The sequence below is a fragment of the Flavobacterium sp. CR10 genome (genome assembly GCF_055814415.1).
In genome coordinates, this window is record NZ_CP185985.1 from 2,556,313 (window position 1) to 2,577,410 (window position 21,098).

Annotated in this window: 21 protein-coding genes; 5 read left to right on the forward strand and 16 right to left on the reverse strand. The window is 32.2% G+C overall.

Annotated elements, in window-relative coordinates:
- Window positions 1-28: 28 nt before the first annotated feature.
- The 6 genes from ACNRYB_RS11385 to ACNRYB_RS11410 all read right to left on the reverse strand — a co-directional run bounded on the left by ACNRYB_RS11385 (window position 29) and on the right by ACNRYB_RS11410 (window position 4,481).
- Window positions 29-598: a DUF4142 domain-containing protein gene (locus ACNRYB_RS11385; protein ID WP_473730125.1), complete on the reverse strand. Its 570-nt coding sequence runs from the start codon at window positions 596-598 to the stop codon at window positions 29-31.
- 134 nt (window positions 599-732) lie between these two features.
- On the reverse strand, window positions 733-2,520 hold the full coding sequence (locus tag ACNRYB_RS11390; RefSeq protein ID WP_129747363.1) for a CHASE3 domain-containing protein: 1,788 nt from the start codon (window positions 2,518-2,520) through the stop codon (window positions 733-735).
- 12 nt (window positions 2,521-2,532) lie between these two features.
- Complete coding sequence (locus ACNRYB_RS11395; RefSeq protein WP_129747364.1) at window positions 2,533-2,982, reverse strand: response regulator; 450 nt, start codon at window positions 2,980-2,982, stop codon at window positions 2,533-2,535.
- A 21-nt stretch (window positions 2,983-3,003) separates the two neighbouring features.
- Window positions 3,004-3,555 carry a helix-turn-helix domain-containing protein gene (locus ACNRYB_RS11400; RefSeq protein WP_111365181.1) on the reverse strand — a complete coding sequence of 184 codons (552 nt, stop codon included), beginning with the start codon at window positions 3,553-3,555 and terminating at the stop codon, window positions 3,004-3,006.
- A gap of 158 nt (window positions 3,556-3,713) precedes the next feature.
- Window positions 3,714-3,899, reverse strand: coding sequence for a CsbD family protein (locus ACNRYB_RS11405; RefSeq protein ID WP_008462351.1), 186 nt, complete (start codon window positions 3,897-3,899; stop codon window positions 3,714-3,716).
- A gap of 108 nt (window positions 3,900-4,007) precedes the next feature.
- On the reverse strand, window positions 4,008-4,481 hold the full coding sequence (locus ACNRYB_RS11410; RefSeq protein WP_473730126.1) for a Dps family protein: 474 nt from the start codon (window positions 4,479-4,481) through the stop codon (window positions 4,008-4,010).
- A 320-nt stretch (window positions 4,482-4,801) separates the two neighbouring features.
- Here ACNRYB_RS11410 and pyrF point away from each other — a divergent pair, with 320 nt between their 5' ends.
- Both pyrF and ACNRYB_RS11420 read left to right on the forward strand, forming a co-directional pair.
- Window positions 4,802-5,620 (forward strand): orotidine-5'-phosphate decarboxylase, encoded by an 819-nt coding sequence (gene pyrF, locus ACNRYB_RS11415; protein WP_119789749.1) that lies wholly within the window; start codon window positions 4,802-4,804, stop codon window positions 5,618-5,620.
- Window positions 5,621-5,676: 56 nt separating this feature from the next.
- A complete protein-coding gene (locus ACNRYB_RS11420; RefSeq protein ID WP_473730127.1) occupies window positions 5,677-6,477 on the forward strand; it encodes an ABC transporter substrate-binding protein in 801 nt (266 codons plus the stop codon).
- A 1,205-nt stretch (window positions 6,478-7,682) separates the two neighbouring features.
- Here ACNRYB_RS11420 and purU read toward each other — a convergent pair.
- The 8 genes from purU to ACNRYB_RS11460 form a co-directional block, all read right to left on the reverse strand.
- The gene (gene purU, locus ACNRYB_RS11425) at window positions 7,683-8,537 is read right to left on the reverse strand and encodes a formyltetrahydrofolate deformylase (RefSeq protein WP_473730128.1); all 855 of its coding nucleotides are present in this window, start codon (window positions 8,535-8,537) and stop codon (window positions 7,683-7,685) included.
- Window positions 8,538-8,616: 79 nt separating this feature from the next.
- Entirely contained in the window at window positions 8,617-9,336 is a 720-nt protein-coding gene (locus ACNRYB_RS11430) for a DUF4197 domain-containing protein (RefSeq protein WP_129747369.1), read from the reverse strand.
- A gap of 143 nt (window positions 9,337-9,479) precedes the next feature.
- A complete protein-coding gene (locus tag ACNRYB_RS11435; RefSeq protein ID WP_473730129.1) occupies window positions 9,480-10,043 on the reverse strand; it encodes a hypothetical protein in 564 nt (187 codons plus the stop codon).
- Between the two features lie 64 nt (window positions 10,044-10,107).
- Window positions 10,108-10,779 carry a hypothetical protein gene (locus ACNRYB_RS11440; RefSeq protein WP_129747371.1) on the reverse strand — a complete coding sequence of 224 codons (672 nt, stop codon included), beginning with the start codon at window positions 10,777-10,779 and terminating at the stop codon, window positions 10,108-10,110.
- 147 nt (window positions 10,780-10,926) lie between these two features.
- On the reverse strand, window positions 10,927-11,349 hold the full coding sequence (locus ACNRYB_RS11445; protein ID WP_129747372.1) for a cytochrome c oxidase assembly factor Coa1 family protein: 423 nt from the start codon (window positions 11,347-11,349) through the stop codon (window positions 10,927-10,929).
- Between the two features lie 126 nt (window positions 11,350-11,475).
- Window positions 11,476-12,345, reverse strand: coding sequence for a hypothetical protein (locus ACNRYB_RS11450; protein ID WP_473730130.1), 870 nt, complete (start codon window positions 12,343-12,345; stop codon window positions 11,476-11,478).
- 101 nt (window positions 12,346-12,446) lie between these two features.
- On the reverse strand, window positions 12,447-12,794 hold the full coding sequence (locus ACNRYB_RS11455; RefSeq protein ID WP_343707923.1) for a hypothetical protein: 348 nt from the start codon (window positions 12,792-12,794) through the stop codon (window positions 12,447-12,449).
- Window positions 12,795-12,993: 199 nt separating this feature from the next.
- Window positions 12,994-14,571, reverse strand: coding sequence for a L,D-transpeptidase family protein (locus ACNRYB_RS11460; protein WP_473730131.1), 1,578 nt, complete (start codon window positions 14,569-14,571; stop codon window positions 12,994-12,996).
- 291 nt (window positions 14,572-14,862) lie between these two features.
- On the opposite strand from ACNRYB_RS11460, the gene ACNRYB_RS11465 reads away from it, so the two are divergent.
- Both ACNRYB_RS11465 and ACNRYB_RS11470 read left to right on the forward strand, forming a co-directional pair.
- Entirely contained in the window at window positions 14,863-18,303 is a 3,441-nt protein-coding gene (locus ACNRYB_RS11465; protein WP_473730132.1) for a methylmalonyl-CoA mutase family protein, read from the forward strand.
- A 119-nt stretch (window positions 18,304-18,422) separates the two neighbouring features.
- Complete coding sequence (locus ACNRYB_RS11470) at window positions 18,423-19,043, forward strand: hypothetical protein (RefSeq protein WP_473730133.1); 621 nt, start codon at window positions 18,423-18,425, stop codon at window positions 19,041-19,043.
- 311 nt (window positions 19,044-19,354) lie between these two features.
- On the opposite strand, the gene ACNRYB_RS11475 is transcribed toward ACNRYB_RS11470, so the two are convergent.
- A complete protein-coding gene (locus ACNRYB_RS11475; protein WP_473730134.1) occupies window positions 19,355-19,609 on the reverse strand; it encodes a type II toxin-antitoxin system HicB family antitoxin in 255 nt (84 codons plus the stop codon).
- Between the two features lie 516 nt (window positions 19,610-20,125).
- A complete protein-coding gene (locus ACNRYB_RS11480; RefSeq protein ID WP_473730135.1) occupies window positions 20,126-20,440 on the reverse strand; it encodes a hypothetical protein in 315 nt (104 codons plus the stop codon).
- Between the two features lie 191 nt (window positions 20,441-20,631).
- On the opposite strand from ACNRYB_RS11480, the gene ACNRYB_RS11485 reads away from it, so the two are divergent.
- The gene (locus tag ACNRYB_RS11485) at window positions 20,632-21,054 is read left to right on the forward strand and encodes a helix-turn-helix domain-containing protein (protein ID WP_473730136.1); all 423 of its coding nucleotides are present in this window, start codon (window positions 20,632-20,634) and stop codon (window positions 21,052-21,054) included.
- Window positions 21,055-21,098: the final 44 nt, after the last annotated feature.

Below are 21,098 nucleotides of genomic sequence, written 5' to 3' on the forward strand. Positions count from 1 at the left end.
ATTTAGTTAATAGATAGATAATAGGCTTTTATACATTTTGTTTTTTTATTCTTTCAGTCTCTCGTAAGAGTTTATATTGTTCTGGCAAAAATCTAAGAACGAGTTCAAGTATTTCTTTATCATTTGTTTCTCTAGAAATCTTCTCAAGAAGTTCGATCTGATCAGACATGGCTTCTTTCATGGCGTTTAAATAAATAGTATCGAAATCATTACTGCTGGCATCAATAAGGTTGTACAGGTCTCGTTTGTGCGTGGCATTTATTTCGGTAATAACAATGAGCTTTGATGTTGCCATTTTAGTTACTTCATCCAATAATTGGCTTTCTTGAACTTCTATTCTTTTGCTTAATTCCTGAACAATAACATCTGAACTTTTTTGTTGTGCAATTTGACTTTTAGAAATAATTGACTTGCTAATATTCGCCGTCGAAATAAAAAAGAAGACTTCTGTTTCTTCTCTGTCATTTTTTGCAAAAGCTTGGTTTTTAAAAGTATTTTCTATCGGATTAATTTTTCTGCAAGACGTCGCACAGACTACTAATACCAATAAGAAAAAGACTTTAAAATATACAGCCTTTAATAGGGGAATTGCTTTCATTTTTACTTCCTAAAGTATTACATTACAAAGATGCTAACGAATGAAAGATTTTGCTTTACAGCATAAAAAAGAAACGTTATATAATTCCCATAATGGATTTATATAACGCTTTTTATGTGTTTTTTTAATGAAGTTTAATCAGGCAGAAATACCGTAAATACAGAGCCTTCGCCAAGAGTGCTGTCAGCTGTAATATGACCTTTATGGTTCTCTACAATCTTCTTGCAGATTGCCAATCCGATTCCGGTTCCTGGATAATCTGTTTTGGAATGCAGACGCTGAAAAAGAATAAAAATAGTTTCTTTAAACTGAGGGTCAAATCCCATTCCGTTATCGGTAAAAGTGATTTTGTGAAATTTCTTTACAGACTGTTCTAAGATTTCAGGATAGTCAGAAGAATTTACTTTTTCGCTAGAAATTGAAATTTCTGGATCAACATCTGGTTTGCTGTATTTTAATGAATTTCCAATTAAATTAATAAACAGCTGTTCGATCTGATACGGAATTACAGAAAGCTTCGGAAGTTTGCCATTACGCTGAATTACGGCTTTCTTTTCTTCAATCACTTCACCTAATTCAGATTCGGCATTATCCAAAAGTTCATTCAGATTCATTTTAATGAATTCCTTTTTGGTGGTGTTGGTTCTAGAAAACAAAAGAAGATCATCTATTAAAACACGCATTCTTTTTGCGGAGCTTTCTATTTTGGTAATGTAATTTTTACCGCTTTCAGACATAACTTCTTTATCGGCACTTGAAACCCTAGAAATAAAAGTTTGTATTTTTCTAAGCGGTTCTTGTAAATCGTGACTTGCCACGTGGTTGAAAGAAGCTAGTTCTTTGTTGCTTTTCTCCAGCTCTTTATTTCGTTCCTGAAGCTCAATATTTAAAAGATGTTCGTCTGTGATGTCAAAATTAATTCCAAGCAAAATTTTACTTCCCTGCTGGTCAGTTACTAATTTGCCTGTTGTTTTAAAATAACGAACTTCAAAATCTGGACGCACAATTTTATAATACACAAACGGAAGGTGTTTCTTTTCTACAATTCCGTCAATTGCTTTAGCAACAGATTCTTTATCGTCTGGATGAACATATTTTAAAAGTGTCGCTTTATTGGGCGCAAAAGATTTTGGCTCAAGACCCAATAATCGGAACTGATTGTCTGAAAAATCAATTTTATCAGAGTCCAAATCCCATTGCCAAGTGCTGAATTTACCAATGTTTTCAGATTCAGAAATTAAACCGGTTGAAATTAAAAGTTTTTTATTGAATACTTTCAATCTTTCAAAGTCACGGCTGATTTGACGGTAAGCCAATAAGATAAAACTCAAAGCCACCAAGAATAATGAAATTGAAAATAGCGGACTTAAAGAAATTTCAGAATCATAAATTTTAAGCCTTTTCTTTAGAAACTCTTTTTCGATGTCGTTCATTTCGTCCACCTTAAAACGAATGTTTTCCATCAAAATGCGTCCGCCAAACATATGATTATCCAATTTTCTTTTATCGTATGTTTTTGGATCGCTATATTTTAAACAGTTTTCAAAAGAAACGAAACGTTGTGTAATGAGTTTGAAAAGTTTATGAAGATTATCCTGCTGTTTCGGATTATCGGCAGTCAGTTTTTTTAAGTTGATAAACGATGTGTTTACTTTGTCGCGAGAATAGATGTAAGGAGTTAAAAAACGAGCATTGCGGGTAATGATGTACCCGCGCTGACCTGTTTCTGCATCTTTAATAGCCGACATTAATCGTTCGAGCTGTATGTTGATTTCGTAGGCATGCATAACCAGTTTGCTTGATTCGTTCAAGTCCTGATTATGTTTGTAAGCAATTGAAGAAAGAAATAACAGAATGAAAACTGCGATTACAAAAATAACTCTCAAAGAGTTTGAAGAATTAAAATTTGGTATCCACTTCATTATTGGTATGCTTTATTTTAGTCGCAGCAAGAAATTATCACGGTTTAACCCAGAGGTATGGTAGTGCCAGTTTACAGTTACGACTTCATTAATGATTTTTTTGAGTGTATTGAAATCGCTTGGCTTTTTGATGTAAATATTGGCGCCTTGAATAAATGTATCTTCAATATCTTCTTCAGAAGAAGAGGTGGAGTAGATCGCAATAATTATATCTTTTAAGTGGTCCGTTTTTTTGATTTCAATTAAACATTCTTTACCTGTTTTTTTAGGCATATTTAAATCTAGAAACAAAATATCTGGAAGTTTATTGTTGGTGTCCATTAAATGATCCATGAGTTGCATCCCATCATGAACAAAACTTACATTTGTTTGTATCTTTATTTCTTCAAATGCATCTTTAAAGAAAAGACGGTCATCTTCATCGTCATCGGCCAATAAAATGTGTAATGCGTTTTTTTGCATTTTAATGTGGTATTTGGGTTTTTATTTTAAATTTTCTCTTCGTTTCTTAATAATTCTCTGAAAAGCAGACGGCGTAATCCCGGTTGTGTTTTTAAACTGCGTACTCAAATGCGCAACACTAGAGTAATTTAGTAAAAAAGCAATTTCGGTAAGACTCATTTCGTTGATAATAATCAACTGTTTTGCTCTTTCGATTTTCTGTAAAATAATAAAGTTTTCAATAGAAGAATACGTTACTTCTGAGAAAACATTTGATAAATATCCGTAGCTGTGGTTTAGTTTTTCAGCCAAAAACACAGAACTTTTGTAATTATTATTATCATCCATAAATACAAGTTCGATAATCGCATCTTTTATTTTTTGGACAAGCACACTTTTTTGATTTTCAACTACTTCAAAACCGCATGGAGCCAATTTGCTTTTTAAATTCTCCAACGCTTCGGCATCAAGATTGTCTTCAATCTCAATTTCGCCAAATCCTAAAGTTGTAAAATTTACATTGTTTTGTTCCAAATTTTGTTTTAAATAAAGAGAGCAAATGGTATTAATGTCGAACTTTATAAATAGTTTCATTTTATAGAAATTTGGTTAAAGATACTTATTTTATTTGGTGTTTTTGCTTTTAAATAATATAGAATTACAAGTAATTGTGATTTTAAAATAAAATTTTCAAAAAAATACCGTCTAATATTTTTTACTAGACGGTATTTCCCTGATTGAGTTGCAAGGATTTACAATTCTGACAGGATTTGATGAAATTCTTCTTTTGTTTTCCCCAATTTTTGCTGAAGTCTTCCGTACATTTCGTCTTCTTTTCCTTCAGCAAACATCAAATCGTCATCTGTTAACTCTGCATATTTTTGCTTAAGTTTTCCTTTCAACTCGTTCCAGTTTCCTTTTATCTCGGTAGTATTCATGATATCGCTTTTAAGTTTTTTATTGTATTGTAAAATTGCAAATTATCCGTCAGAACCATGTTACATTTATTTTTCTGACTGTTGCATAATTTTCACTTTGGCTGTGAATTATTCCTGATATCTTCTCAGAATCCAAGCCATTTTTTCGTGTTCTTGCAGCAAACCTGTTACAAAATCGGCAGAACCGGCATCATTGGTTTCGTTTTCAAAAACAGGAATATAGCTTCTAAACTCTGTTATAAGCTGTTCGTGGTTTTCTAAAAGTTCAGATAACATGTTTTTTTGAGAAGCATGTTCTTTTGGAGATTCTTTCAGAGTAGAATTGTCTATAAACTCCTTCATTGTTCCGATTGTTTTTTCACCCAATTGATTAATGCGTTCTGCTACTTCATCAATTTGAGCTTCAAGAACACGATATTGTTCTTCAAATAATTTATGCAGTTCCATAAAACTATTTCCAGAAATATTCCAATGAAATTTTCTAGTTTTTACGTACAAAGTCATTTCATTTGATAAAATCGTAGCAAGTATAGAGGCGCTTTTTTTTAAGTTTTTTGCTGATATTCCGATATTTGGGCTCATAATTGTCTTTTTAATGGTTTATTTCAAAGTTACCTTTGATTCTAATTTTTCTATTACACAATTTTTGATAGATGTTATAGGAATTCAATGTTAGTGATATAATTTAAAATATAGTATGATTAATGTCACCCTGAGCGGAGTCAAAGGGAACAAAGAGGCTTCGACTCCTCTCAGCCTGACAACAGCAAACATTTAACAGTAACCATCAACCATCAACCATCAACCATCAACCATCAACCATCACCATTAACAATTAACAACCAACCATTAACTCATTAACCATTATAATTTGTAATTTTGCCGCACAAGCAAAAAAGAATATGACAACACAACAATTACACGAACAAATTCTTCAAAAAAAATCATTTTTATGCGTTGGCTTAGATCCAGATCTGACAAAGATTCCGCAACATTTATTAGAAACAGAAGATCCTATTTTTGAATTTAATAAAGCAATCATTGATGCCACTCACGATTTGACTGTTGGATACAAACCAAACACAGCTTTTTTTGAAGCATACGGAATAAAAGGATGGATGTCTCTGCAAAAAACGATTAATTATATCAACGAAAATTATCCTGATATTTTTACAATTGCAGATGCAAAACGAGGTGATATTGGAAACACTTCTAGCATGTATGCTAAAGCTTTTTTTGAAGACTTGAATTTTGATAGTGTAACGGTTGCTCCTTATATGGGAAAAGATTCTGTTGAGCCTTTTCTAGCTTTCGAAAACAAACATACAATTATGTTGGCTTTAACGTCAAATGAAGGCGCTTTCGATTTCCAGACTTTAAACACAAACGGAAAAGAATTATACAAACAAGTTCTAGAAACTTCTAAAACTTGGAAAAACAGCGAAAACTTAATGTACGTTGTTGGTGCAACCAAAGCAGAATATTTTACCGAAATCAGAAAAATTGTTCCTGATAGTTTCTTATTGGTTCCAGGAATTGGCGCCCAAGGCGGAAGTCTGTCTGAAGTGTGCAAATACGGAATGAATGATAAAGTAGGTCTTTTGGTAAATTCTGCAAGAGCGATTATTTACGCTTCAAAAGGAACCGATTTTGCTGAAAAGGCTAGAGAAGAAGCTTTGAAAGTGCAGCAGGAAATGGCTGAGATTATTGCTAATAAATAAAAGTTTTCAGTCGCAGTTCATAATGAGACTGAAAACGGCGACTGCGACTAAAAACTATGAAACAACTAACAGATCAAATAGGAAAGGTTCATACTTTCGAAAAAGCTCCAAAACGAATTATTTCTCTTGTTCCTTCACAAACCGAATTGCTTTATGATTTAGGTTTGGAAGAAAAAATTATCGGAATAACAAAGTTTTGTATTCATCCGTTTCATTTTAAATCTACCAAAAAGATTGTTGGCGGAACGAAGAAAATTCACTTTGAAAAAATAAAGCTTTTAGAACCAGATATTATTATCTGCAATAAAGAAGAAAATACGCTTGAAATTGTAGAACAGTTAAGCACAATCTGTCCAGTTTGGGTTACGAATATTGTTTCTATTGAAGATAATTTTCAGATGATTTCAGATTTCGGACAATTATTCAACTGCCGAACCGAAGCCCAGAAATGGAACGACAAATTGGCTTTCGCCTTGAGCGATTTTAAAAATTATATAAAAGACATACAGGAAAAGAAAGCGGCTTATTTTATTTGGAAAAATCCCTATATGGTAGCTGGAAAAGATACTTATATCAATGAGCTCTTAAAACTAAATCATTTTAATAATATCTACGAAGAAAAAGGACGTTATCCTGAAATTGAATTAAAGAAAATGCGTTTAGAAGGCGACCCTGATATTGTTTTCCTTTCATCAGAACCGTATCCTTTCAAAGAAGAAGATGCCTTCGAAATAGGAAGATTCACGCATCATGCTAAAACTATTTTTGTTGACGGTGAAATGTTCTCTTGGCACGGCAGCAGATTGCTAAAGGCGTTTCCGTATTTTAAATTACTTCATGAAAGATTGAAGAATTAGTTTTCTTTTGTTTAAAGTTTCAGGTTCCAAGTTACTATCTTGACGAGTAATTTTTACCGCAAAGAGCGCAAAGATTCACGCAAAGTTCGCAAAGTTTTTTAGACAAAGCTTTGCGAACTTTGTGTTTTTATGCAAAACCTCTTGAGAAAAAACTTTGCGCTCTTTGCGTTAAAATTATGTTCAAAGTAAAGCAACTTGAAGCTTGAAAGTTTAAGCGCAAAGAGCGCAAAGTTTTTACATAAAGCTTTGCGGACTTTGCGTTTTGTGTTAAACTCTTAAATAAAAAACTTTGCGCTCTTTGCGGTAAAATTATATTCAAAGTAAGGCAGCTTAAGAATCAAATTTCAGTTTCGATAATTTGGAATTTTTTTTTATTGAAATTTAGCCCAAAAAAGAATGCCGACATCTCGAAGACGCCGGCATTATTTAACTAACCAAAACCAAAATAATAAATAACCAGTTTATTACAGTACAAAGATCAGACATATATCAAACTTATGCTGTTAAGGTCTTGTTATTACTTTGTTGGGTATAAGTTAATATTAAAATATTTTAAAAAATTCCAATATTTTGAAATTCCAAATTTCCAGTTTCGAAAAAGCGGAATTTGTTTTTTTGTTTTACTTGGATTTTAATCTAAAAGGGAAGTTTTACGAGAATCGGAATTTGGAATTTTTTATTGGAATTTAAAAAATCCTGTTAGGATTTAACCCAAAAAAGAATGCCGGCATCTCGAAGAAGCCGGCATCATTTAACTAACCAAAACCAAAATAATAAATAACCAGTTTATTACATTACAAATGTCCGACATATATCAATTTTTTGCTGTTAAGGTTTTGTTATTACTTTGTTGACCATACGTTAAGATTTGTAAAAGGACTGTTTTGAGCTTTCTGTAACGTTAAATAGTGTTTGGTTATTAAAATACAATAACAATCAGTTTTGTTTATGAATGTATTAAATAGAAGCTTGTATGTTTGGTAAAATGCTAAAAATCAGAATTATTGGAGCAGGCAAAAAATTAACAACTGCAAACATAAACTCCCGTTTCAAGCGATCAAAAACAGCAATTAATAATAAAACCCGACAGGTTTTAAACCTGTCGGGTTTGTTATTTTAAGATGTTTATTGTAAGACTGAGCGAACTCTAAGTTTTTTAGTTAAAGAAAAGCCTCTGTACCTTTGAACCTTTGCCACTTTGAACCTTAAGAAAACACAACGGTTTTATTACTATAAACCATTGTTTTTCTTTCAGCGTGCAGTTTAATGGCTCTTGCCAAAACGATGCGTTCCAAATCACGGCCTTTCATGATAAAATCTTCTACAGAATGAATATGGGAAACTCTTGCAATATCTTGCTCGATGATTGGACCTTCGTCTAATTCTTCTGTTACGTAATGGCTAGTTGCTCCAATAATTTTCACTCCACGTTTAAAAGCTGAATGATATGGTTTTGCACCAGGAAATGCAGGTAAAAACGAATGATGGATATTGATGATTTTATTTTCGTACAGCGAAATCACTTTTGGAGTTACAATTTGCATATAACGCGCCAAAACGATAAAATTGATCTGATATCTTTTTAAAAGTTCAATTTGTCTTGCTTCGCCTTCTTCTTTGTTATCTTTTGTGAAGGGAACATAGTGAAACGGAATATCAAAACGTTCAGCAATAGATCGCAAATCATTATGGTTGCTTATGATCATCGGAATCTCAACACCTAATTCATCAGCACTGTAACGTCCTAAAATATCAAACAAACAGTGATCATATTTAGAAACAAACAAAGCCATTTTAGGTTTCTGCTCCTGATTGTATAAATCCCAAGACATGTTGAAATCGGCAGCAATCGTCTGGCTGAATTCTTCTTTTATGGCTTCAATGCTATTGCCCTGATTGGTAAATTCACATTCTAAACGCATAAAAAACACATTTTGTTCTATATCAACATGCTGGTCAATGTAGGTGATGTTTCCTTCTACCTTAGCAATAAAAGTAGTTACTGCAGCGATAATTCCCTTTTGGTCTTTACAGTGAATGAGTATGGTAATTTTTTGCATTTCAGTTTGTTTTTGGTTAGTCACAAAGATGCTGAGATGCTAAGACACTTAGTATCTTAGAAGCTTAGCAACTTTAGAATTATTTTCCATCCTGCATAGCAAAAACCTTTTGCAATAAAGGCGTTGTTCTTGCAGAGATGTTATTTCTGATATCTTTTTCTTCAACAGCAATCATTTTAAAAACACCAGACAAAGCCTGATTGGTTGTATAATCAGTCAAATCTGGATTTACTTTTTTTACTAATGGAATAGTGTTGTATTTGGTTATAATTTTTGTCCAAACAGCATCTGCGCCCACTTTTTCGAAAGAGCTTTTAATTACTGGGTTAAATTTGGCATATAAAGAAGTCGTTGTACTGTTTTGCAAATAATTTGTTGCGGCATTGTCGCTTCCTAAAAGTATGTTTTTAGCATCTGTAAAAGACATGTTTTTTACTGCTGTAACAAAAATCGGAGTAGCTTCTTTTACGGCATCTTCTGCAGCACGGTTCAGCATCTTGATTCCTTCATCTGCAAGAGAACTTAATCCTACTTTACGAAGTGTTGCATCTACTTTCTGCAATTCTTCGGGCATTAAAATTTTTACAGCTTCGTTTTTATAAAAACCATCTACAGCGGTTAATTTACTTACTTGTTGTGTAATTCCTTTATTTAAAGCTTCTTTTAATCCAGAAGCAATGTCGACAGTTCCTGTAGTAGGAATCTGAGATGCGATCTGAGGCAATTGATTTAAAGTCTGTTGTACCTGTGCGCAAGAAGTAAGCGAAAATGTAACGGCTAATAGTAAAATCTTTTTCATTATGGGGGTTTTATTTAAGTTTCAAAAATACTACTTATTCAAAAACAACGCCACAATTTTATTTTAAGCAAACTAACATTTTGTTGTAAACTTAACATAAAAGAACTTAGTAACTTAGAATCTCATTTTCTTAGCACTTTGATTTATGGCCATCCCATTCTAATATTATCCTGCCAGTAGGTTTTACTCGAAATGTAAACAGGTTTTGGCAGCATAATAGGTTTATTATGAACATCAAAATATTGAACACGGATGATTTTTTCATTAGAATCATCTTTCATGTCAATATTTCCTTCGGCATCATCGATTAGTTTCTTTTTTTTGAGATACAAGGCAGGTTTTTCAATTATGTATTCTGTAACTGCTTCTCCGTTTAGTTTTAAATTGCAGCCAATCAAATTATAATTACTGTCAAAAGATTCAATTCTTTTTAGATAATTCTTTTCATAATAGTATATCTCAAAAGCGATACTACACGACCCTTGTTGAAGTTTATTGTTATGTAATCGGAATCGAAGTATTTGATTTTTAGCATTTGTAAATTCAACAGAACCGTTTCCTTGAGTGTCAATATTCTTGTTTAATATTCTAGCAGGTTTTGAGAATTGTTTGATTTGATTGGCGTAAACTTGGTGATTTTTGGCAGATTGTGCAAAAGAAGAAGCGCTCAGAAAAATTCCAGCGAATAAAAAGAAAAAAGATTTCATGATTTTTTTGAAAATTAATTTTTTATAGTATTTCTCGCGATTGCGATCAATTTATATATTTGTATTAGATTATTCCAAAATCTTTAATTTCAGAAAGTTTAAATTTTTCTAATTCAGAATTAATTGTTTGATCCAGTTTTTCATGATTCATTAATAAAATTAAATCTTCTTTCCATGTACTTTCATTGAATTTAGTTTTGATATTTTCTGGCCAATCTGAAATTTTATTTTTATAAAATGTTAATTCATCAAATGCTTTTTTAGATTTACCCAATTTGAAATACAAAAGTATTAAACTTTCAAAAGCGTATAGTTCCCAATCAGACATATTGTTTTCAATATATTCAGATAAATCTTCTAATTTTAGATTGCTTTTTTGCAATAATGTAATTTTTTGTCGCATTCTTTCTGAAATACTTTTGAAATGATTGTGATGCCATTGCAAAGTAATGCTTTCTGAAACATTATGTTTATTTGTTAAAGAATTGTTTACTCCAAGAGATATTATTGGAAATTCTGTCATTAAACTATGAATATGAAATATAACCTCGTACGAATCATTGTTGGAATAGGTTGCAAAATGTAATCCGCACAAAAATGGTCCATTTCGCCTAATTAAATGCATTGGTTTATATATTGTAAAATCAGGAAATTCGGAAGCCCAATCTTCTGTGATTTTTTTCTTGTCTTTACGAGTAAATTTTTCGTATGCCATATTTTCATTAAAAGAAATCATATTATAAACTATAAGATGATTTTTTATTATAATATGCAAATCTCATTTAAATTTATCTGATAAAAAGCCTCGAAAAGTTATATAGTTGCTAGTTTAAGACACATCATAAACATCAATAAAGTAAAGTCTTTCTAAAAAACATAAAAATTATTTTTTCAAAAGATCAATTTTTTCATTTGTATTCTCAATATAAACAGACATTTCACTGTATTTCCACGTACCTCTTTTTTCGCCTACAATAAATAAAGTTCCCTTGCCTTTCGGACCTTTTAGTGGAACTTGTACATCGCAAGTTCGCACACTGTTGCTTGAGGTGACGGTTCCAGAAACGATTCCGTCTGTTTCTATAGGAGAACCAAGTTTTTCGACTACCAATTTATTATTTTGAAGCGCAGTCATAGATTCTTTATAAGCTTCAGAGTCTTTTAATACAGAAGTAACTTCGTAGAAAATTCCCCCTATAAATAATGCTACTAATATGATAAGAGTTAAACATCCACTAGGAATCAGCCATTTCCAATTTCTGTTTAGCCAGCTTTGTTTTTGTATTAGCTCATTAGAATCTTCCATATATTAGAGGTTTAAGTGAAATGACTAAGCTAAAATAAGTATAAAATCTCTTGGTTTTTAGAGTTTTATATAAAAAAATCTTCTTACGTGTTTATAAGAAGATTTTCAGAGTTGTAACTTGACAAATTATTTATTGCTATAGGCGATTTCTTCAAGTGCTATAGGATCACTTATGGCTTTTGACACTTCCTGTTTTCTCATGCTATCATTATCACCAGTTCCAGTGCTTAAAATTAACTTTTTAGGAATAATCGGTTTTTTTTCAAAGATTGTGGTATATAATAAAACAGCCTGAAGAAATCCTCCATCATTTAAAAAGTGAGGAGTGTTTTGGCCGTAGCAAAGATTATCGGTATTGTTTTTTAGATAATTATAGCCACTTTTACCACTATAGGCATCTTTAACAGCATCACCAATTCTCAATAATCCTGCATTTTTTATAAAGGCGGTAGCCAAGACTGTATTTTTTCGTAATTCTTTATAATAATTATTGTATTGTGAATCTGTATAAGGTAGTGGAGTCATATTTTGATACACATAAATTGCAACATCAGGACTATTTTTGTGTATCTTTTCAGCTAACATTTTTAGATTTGATCTGTATTTCTCAATATTCTTCAATGCAATTGATGTCGACTCTTGAAGCACCACATAATCATAATAATTTCCATCTTTATCAATGTTTGAAAAATTCTGATTAGCTTCTGTTTTATTTGTAAAATAAACTTTATCCAATCCCACGCCCAACGTGGTTAGCTGATCAATATTTATGTTTTTATTACTGGCATTGCAAAGTTCTTGGAATAAAGTAGGGGCGCTGATAAAATACTCTAATTGACTATTTCCAATAAATAGTATACGAGACGGTCCTACTGCTTTTGGTGCTTTTGGTTTATTGTTTCCATCAGAAACAGTTGAATTCTTGGACGTAAAATTATTACATGAAGTAAAGAGAGTTGAAACAGAAACACCAAGAATTAAAATGCATTTTTTCATTGTAGTTTTTTATTAAAAAAAGATTTGCAAATCTCTTTCCAACATGTCATGATTTCAACCTCAAAAGGTTTTTAAAATATCATTTTAGGACAAAAAAAACATTACTGCAGATATTGTAAATCAGGGTGATATATCGGATGGTTCTTTTTTAACTCGTTTAATATGTTTTGAGTATAATCTTTACCGCCTTTCAAAAAATAAAATAAAGATTTTACCACATAAATAGGCGCGTATGGGAAAATGCGCCAGCTTATAGACAAATTCAGAAAGAAGTGTCTTAAAGCATATTTAAAAGTGCCTTCATTGGGGCGTATAAAATAGACATTAGGTTCCTTGGTCTTTTTTACCATTTCAGAAACAATAAATGGAAACATGATAAATTTGCCTCCTTGCTGAATTAAAACATTTATCTCAAACATTGTAAGGCCTTCAATATTATTTGTTTTCATAATAGTTTATTTTTTAAACATTTATAAAAAAAATGAAGCTGAATTATAGTGCAAAAAAAAGAAGATTCTTAAAAAAATATTGCCTTTAAAGGACTTAAGAGTAATACTTTACGGTATTTTTAGATTAAGGGATAAAATAAAAAAGAGGAAATCTATCAAATATACTTTTGATAAATTTCCTCAAAATTATTGGTATAAATTATTGATTTACAGGTGTTGTGCCGGAAAGCGTTTCACGGGTTAAATCAGCATCTTTTTCATAAACATCCTGAAAGAATCCAATTTCACCATTTTCGTTTACCAATGAAGTAAAATAAGTAATGAAAATTGGCACTTTTTTAGACAGTTTAAAACTATTTTCTGTTTTACCCTCCATAGCTTTGTCAATTTTTGCTTGATTCCATTCTGGATAATCTTTCAGCATGGCAACGGCAAGTTCTTTTGCCATTTTTACATTAATGCAACCGTGGCTGAAAGTTCTTTTTTCGAAATCGAACAATGTTTTAGATGGCGTATCGTGCATGTAAATATCATCAGGATTTGGAAACATAAATTTTACTAATCCTAACGAATTGTCTGGTCCTGGTTTTTGTCTTACTTGACCGTTAACCATTTCCATATTTTTTTCTGCAAGGTAATTTGGATCTGCAGCAATTTTAGATTTTAATTCGTTTTGTACAATACTTTGCGGTACAGTCCAATATGGGCTAAAAACGATTCTGTCAATTTCTCCATTAAAAATGGTAGTTTTTGTCAAAGGCGCCCCAACAAATACAGGAGAAGTCAGAACTATTTTTCCATTTTTAACATAAAACAATTCAAAAGAAGGAACGTTAACCAAAACATATTCATCGCTTGCTGCAATTTTAGATGCAATTTCACGGCATCTTTCCATGTTAAGTTTTAAAGTGGCAACTTTATCTTCTAGCGGAATATTCATTTCATCGATATGTTCTTGAGCCAAGATGTAATTCGGTTTAAATCCGTTACGGACTTTGTATTTCATTACAGCATCCATCAATTCACGATCATAAACATTGCTTTTAGAATCGGTTTTTAAATCTCCTAGTAAATACAAACGAGTTCTCACTTGTGCTATGGTGCTTGAAACCGCATCTGGACGCAATTCTTTGTATGGAGATTCTTCTGGAACAATTGGTTTGTATTTGCTTGATTTTTCTAATCTTTTGTATTTTTTTAAAGCATCTTGCAATTTATAATACTGGTCAAACTCAACTTTTTCATTTGTAGCGACTGCTGTTGTTTCTTCTTCCAATGTACTATAGTTTAAGAAATCTTTTAGCATAGCATCATAAGAAAGTTTTTTCTTGTCGGCATTATTTTTTTTAGTGTATAAAACATATAATGAACTTAAAAGCATATCTGCATCAGTTTTAGAAATAGTACTTTTATCTGACGAAGCGCTAAACAATTGGTCAATTTCTTTTTGATAAGGAATAATTAAGTCATTTGTTTTTTTTGCTTTTTCATACAAAACAGAACCAAACTCGTTAATTTCATCTTCGTCAAACCAAATAGTTCCAAGCGTTCGGTTTTTGTACAACGACATAACTTCAGATTTATATTTTTTCAAATCAGAATATCTTTTAAAGAAGTCGTTTGAAATTTCGTTTACATCATCTGAATTATTGTAAACGGTTGAATGATTTGAAGCTTTTGTATTTGTATATGTAAGATTACTTTTTTCAATTCTGTTAAAAGAAAATACAAAAAAACTCAAACCTAAAATTACGGTGAATGAATAAAATGTTCTCATTTTTTTAATTTTTACGTTATTACTTTTCTATGTAAGTCGTCGGTAAAAATTTGGGGCTTTTCTACACTGCTAAATTACTATTGGAGTACTCAAAACATGTTTCCAGATTTTATTTAAATGTTGCGAAATTGCCATGTCTTTAAGCTTTCTTTAACTATATCAATTAGTTACGTAATTTGTTACCCTTTTAGTTCACGAAATCGATTTATTTTTGTTAACATAAAGCTATTGTCTTAATCAAATATTAAAATATTTTGTACATTGGTCGCATAAAATTATCATATTCATAAAATGGAACAACAAATACCATATATTCCTAAAAATAAAGTAAGAATTGTTACTGCAGCTTCGCTTTTTGACGGACATGATGCTGCCATAAATATTATGCGACGCATTATCCAGTCTACAGGTGTTGAGGTAATTCATTTAGGTCACGATAGAAGCGTTGAAGAAGTGGTAAATACCGCCATTCAGGAAGATGCCAATGCTATTGCCATGACTTCTTACCAAGGCGGACACAATGAATACTTTAAATATATGTATGATTTGCTTCGCGAAAAAGGAGCAGGACACATTAAAATCTTCGGTGGAGGAGGAGGTGTAATATTGCCGAGCGAAATCGAAGAATTGCATGAATATGGTATTACAAGAATTTATTCTCCAGATGACGGACGTTCTTTAGGACTTCAAGGAATGATTAATGATTTGGTTCAGCGAGCTGATTTTCCTATTGGAGATAAATTAAACGGAGAAATCGATCATATCGAAAATAAGGTTCCAACGGCAATTGCACGTTTAATTTCTGCGGCAGAAAACTTTCCAGAAATTGCAAAACCAGTTTTTGATAAAATACACGAAAGCAATGTAAGTTCTAAAATTCCAGTTCTAGGAATTACAGGAACAGGAGGTGCAGGAAAATCTTCTTTGGTGGACGAATTGGTTCGCCGTTTTTTAATTGATTTCCCAGAAAAAACAATCGGATTAATTTCTGTCGATCCTTCTAAGAGAAAAACAGGAGGAGCACTTTTAGGAGACAGAATCCGAATGAATGCGATTAATAATCCTCGTGTGTATATGCGTTCGCTGGCGACACGTCAGTCAAATTTGGCTTTGTCTAAATATGTAGCCGAAGCAATTCAGGTTTTAAAAGCCGCAAAATACGATTTGATTATTTTGGAAACTTCAGGAATTGGTCAATCTGATACCGAAATTATGGATCATTCTGATGTTTCTTTATATGTAATGACACCAGAATTTGGAGCGGCAACACAATTGGAGAAAATCGATATGCTTGATTTTGCCGATTTAGTGGCTTTAAATAAATTTGATAAACGTGGAGCTTTAGACGCTTTGCGAGATGTAAAAAAACAATATCAGCGTAATCATGGTCTTTGGGATAAAAGCCCAGACGAAATGCCAGTTTTCGGAACGATTGCTTCGCAGTTTAACGATCCGGGAATGAACACGCTTTACAAAGCGATTATGGATAAAGTGGTTGAAAAAACGGCTTCAAATTTGAAATCGACTTTTACAATCACAAAAGAAATGAGCGAGAAAATATTCGTAATTCCGCCAGGGAGAACACGTTATTTATCTGAAATTGCCGAGAATAACAGAAATTATGACGAGACTGCAATTGCACAGCAAAAAGTAGCTCAGAAATTATATGGAATCTTCAAAACCATTGAATCGGTTTCGGGTAAAGTTCCTCAAATTACAAAAGCAGGAATCGACGATTCTTCTGTTTTAACAGGAGGATTTCAAGAACACGACGAAAACAGAATCTTTTTAAACCTTTTACTGAATCAATTCGATAAAGTAAAAATGGACTTAGATCCGTACAATTGGGAGATTATCCTAAATTGGGATGATAAAGTAGCGAAATATAAAAATCCGATTTACTCATTTAAAGTACGTGATAAAGAAATCAAGATTGCAACGCATTCTGAAAGTTTATCGCATTTACAGATTCCGAAAATTGCTTTGCCAAAATATGAAGGTTGGGGCGATATCTTGCGTTGGAATTTACAGGAAAATGTTCCTGGAGAATTTCCGTTTGCTTCGGGATTATATCCTTTTAAGCGTGAAGGCGAAGATCCGTCAAGAATGTTTGCGGGAGAAGGCGGACCAGAAAGAACCAACAAACGTTTTCATTATGTAAGTGCGGGAATGCCTGCAAAAAGGCTTTCTACGGCTTTTGATAGTGTAACTTTATACGGAAACGATCCAGATTTGCGTCCAGATATTTATGGGAAAATTGGAAATGCAGGGGTTTCAATCTGCTGTTTGGATGATGCTAAAAAACTATATTCAGGTTTCGATTTGGTTCATGCTTTGACTTCGGTAAGTATGACCATTAATGGGCCTGCGCCAATGTTGTTAGGTTTCTTTATGAATGCGGCGATCGATCAACAATGTGAGATTTACATCAAAGCCAATGATTTAGAAAAAGAAGTTGAAGCAAAAATCAACAAACTTTATAAAGATAAAGGAATCGAAAGGCCGAAATATCAAGGCGAACTTCCAGCAGGAAACAACGGTTTAGGATTAATGCTTTTGGGCGTAACAGGAGATCAGGTTTTACCTTTAGATGTTTATAACGAAATAAAAGTAAAAACGTTAGCTCAAGTTCGCGGAACGGTTCAGGCCGATATTTTAAAAGAAGATCAAGCGCAAAATACTTGTATTTTTTCAACTGAATTTGCGTTGCGTTTAATGGGAGACGTTCAGGAATATTTTATCAATAAAAACGTTCGTAATTTCTATTCGGTTTCGATTTCAGGATATCATATTGCAGAGGCAGGAGCGAACCCAATTACGCAATTGGCATTTACCCTTTCAAATGGTTTCACTTACGTGGAATATTATTTGAGCCGCGGAATGAACATCAACGATTTTGGGCCAAATTTATCGTTCTTCTTCTCAAACGGAGTAGATCCAGAATATTCGGTTATTGGTCGAGTGGCGCGTAAAATTTGGGCAAAAGCCATGAAAAACAAATACGGAGCCAACGAAAGAGCACAAATGCTGAAATATCATATTCAGACTTCCGGGCGTTCGTTACACGCACAAGAAATTGATTTCAATGATATTAGAACGACTTTGCAAGCTTTGTATGCGATTTACGACAACTGTAATTCATTGCACACAAACGCGTACGATGAGGCGATTACAACACCAACAGAAGAATCTGTACGTCGTGCAATGGCAATTCAGCTGATTATTAATAAAGAATTAGGTTTAGCGAAAAACGAAAACCCAATTCAAGGTTCGTTCATCATCGAAGAATTAACCGATTTAGTAGAAGAAGCCGTTCTTCAAGAATTCGACAGAATTACAGAAAGAGGAGGAGTTTTGGGCGCAATGGAAACAATGTACCAAAGATCTAAAATTCAGGAAGAAAGTTTGTATTACGAAACTTTAAAACATAACGGAGATTTTCCAATTGTGGGTGTAAATACATTCTTAAGTTCAAAAGGTTCGCCAACGGTAATTCCAGCAGAAGTTATTCGTGCTACAGAAGAAGAAAAACAATATCAAATTACGATGCTGGATAATTTGCATAATTTCCACGAAGCAAAAGTAAACGAGCATTTAAATACATTACAGCAAGCGGCTATTAAAAACGAAAACTTATTCGACCATTTAATGGAAGCGACAAAGGTTTGTTCTTTAGGTCAGATTACTTCGGCGTTGTTTGAAGTTGGTGGGCAGTATAGGAGAAATATGTAATTTTGCTTTTTATATTTATTGAAATACCTCTCATGTGAATGAGAGGTATTTTGCTTTATAAGAAGAAAATTTAAGTTATTATGATTTAAAGAAAAGTACTATATTTAAATTAAAAAAGGATGGATATTCTAATAGTATTTGTTTCTGGCTTAGTTCCAACTTTAATTACACTTTGGTTGAATGAAAAAGTAAAAGGAAGTGTTCAAAATACATTCAATAAACAACTTGAAGAAATAAAAAAAGAACATTCAAAAGAGCTTTCACAATTCCAAACAGAACTTAATTATTTGAAGTCAAAGGAGAGCTTTAAGTTTGCTAAACTTCACGAAAAGCGATTTGAAGTGATGGCAGAAACTTATAAGTATTTGACCGATGTTTTGATTAAGTTAAGACTTTATGTAGCTCCATTAAAAAGTGGCCTTAATGATGAAACAGCTGAGGAAATTAATCATAAACAATCTTGCGATTATCATGACGCCCATAATAAATTTCACGAGTATTATAGTTATAACAAAATTTATTTCAATGATGAAATTGAGGAATTGTTAGAAAGATATCTGGCTTCTTCATTAGAAATTTCTAACCAACATTTTAAAAAAGAGTATCTAGGTCAAGAGGGGATGTTGTATAATACTAAAGTCTTTATTTCGGATGGAACTGCATATGAAAAAGTTAGAGAATTAATAGAACCAATTCAGTTTGAAATAAAAAATAAATTTCGTGAAGTTTTGGGTGAATAACACCATTATAAAATACTTTCACATAATATCTGTTTTTTGCTGAATAAGTTAAAAAAAAATCCCCTTAAGGGGATTTTTACATATTCGGATTTCTTATGTCAACCATAATTGGTATTGGTACACCTAGACATTTACATACATTTATAACATATTTATCTGTTAGTTGATTGTTTTTAACCAACGCAGATTTTAATGTCTGATCTATATTATTTACAAAAACAGAATGTTTTGGACTTCTGTCAGAAATAATTCGACAATCATTATCTAGTAGGTGTTGTACAATATCAATTCTGTCGTTCATAAGTGTTTTTTTAGCATTCTACATCTAATTCTATTGATTGTATTATTAAACTAGATTTGTCTAGTATATGTTCGCCCAGCTCCCTCTTGACAAGAATGATTTCATTAGCAGCGTCAATAAGGTTGGCTTTTGCCTCTTCAAGGCTTTCCCCTTCAGTAACTACACCATTTATTTCTGGTATATACCCAAGATAGCCTCCATTTCCATTCTCTTCAAAAACAGCGGAAACTATCATTCTTTGAGAATTGTTTTTAGTTTTTTCCATAAAAAAAGGTTTTATTATCCAAATGTATAAATATTTATAACATGTGCAACATCAAAAGTGTTAATTAAATGTTTGCAAATTAGTTATTTAAAACATAAATTATCATTGGTTAGTCAAATATAAGTTATGTTTTATGATCTTCAACAAGTATAAACACTTGTTTTTTAATTTAAAGAAGTATGTTCTTAATTTATTATTTGCAATTTAGCTAATGAATCTTTTAAGTAATTTATTAGATAAATTATAGTAGGTTTCGAATATAGAAGTATTTTTTTTATGTAAAAAATATTTGTTCAGTAGCTTTAATTATCTGTCAAGTCATTGTTAGCACGAATGTCCCGCTCGTGAGTGAAAAGTAATGTACGAGCGAGACGCTCGCACCAGCAACAGAACAAAATTCTATTATCAAATATAGCCCGTGGTTTCAACTACGGGTACACAATACGAGCAAGACAATCTTATGTTCCCGTGGTTGAAACCATAGGATATATGTATGTTCTTTTGGAATAGATAAAATCACTCAACAACCTCCCCAACAAACCCCAAAAACTCCATTTCATCCATAGGGAACAAATGCAGAATCGTTTCCAAAATCAACGAAACATTAATAGTTGCACTTTTATCTTTCTTAGAAAAGTTATGCATATCATTGTCGAGCGCTAGAATGCATAATTTCAGTAAATCGGTAATGAGACAGCCGAGTTCTAAATAATTTACAACCTTAAATTGTGCGGTATAAGAATTGGCTTCATTGGTTGGTTTTAGCGTTGTAAAATACTGAGCGGTTAATTTTTGCAGTTTTTGTAGTTTTTCTGTTTCGTTCGTTTCCATAAAGGCGTATATTTTTAAATGATTTACAATTTGACTTTTATAAATTTTGTATAAGAAAAATTGTACTTTTGTTTGGTTCGGCGAAGGAAGAAATACATTGCGTTTTACCAAACCGATTCTGCTGGTATCGTACTCGCTAAATAAGTTTGTTACCCGTGGAAGTTTTCACACTTAATTATTATCTTTGAATTATGAGCACACTAACAAAACCAAATCACATAGGGCGAAAAATAAGCCGTATTCGTGAACTTCGAGATATGAAGCAGGAAGCTTTGGCGCAGGCTTTGGGAATAAGCCAGCAAACAATATCTACAATTGAAAATAGTGAAACTATAGAAGAAGAAAGGCTTTCTGAAATAGCAAAAGCTCTTGGTGTAACGGTTGAAGCGATTAAGAATTTTTCAGATGAATCTGCAATTAATTATTTTAACACTTTTACCGATACAAAAGATAGTCAAATGAATTTTGGATACGGAAATGGAAATCATTGCACTTTCAATCCATTAGATAAATTAATGGAAACGGTAGAAGAAAATAAAAAGCTTTACGAACGTTTGCTTCAAGCAGAAAAAGATAAAATTGAATATTTAGAGAAATTGCTAAATCAGAAATAGTAAATTTTAAATAAAAGAAAACCTCTCAGAAATGAGAGGTTTTT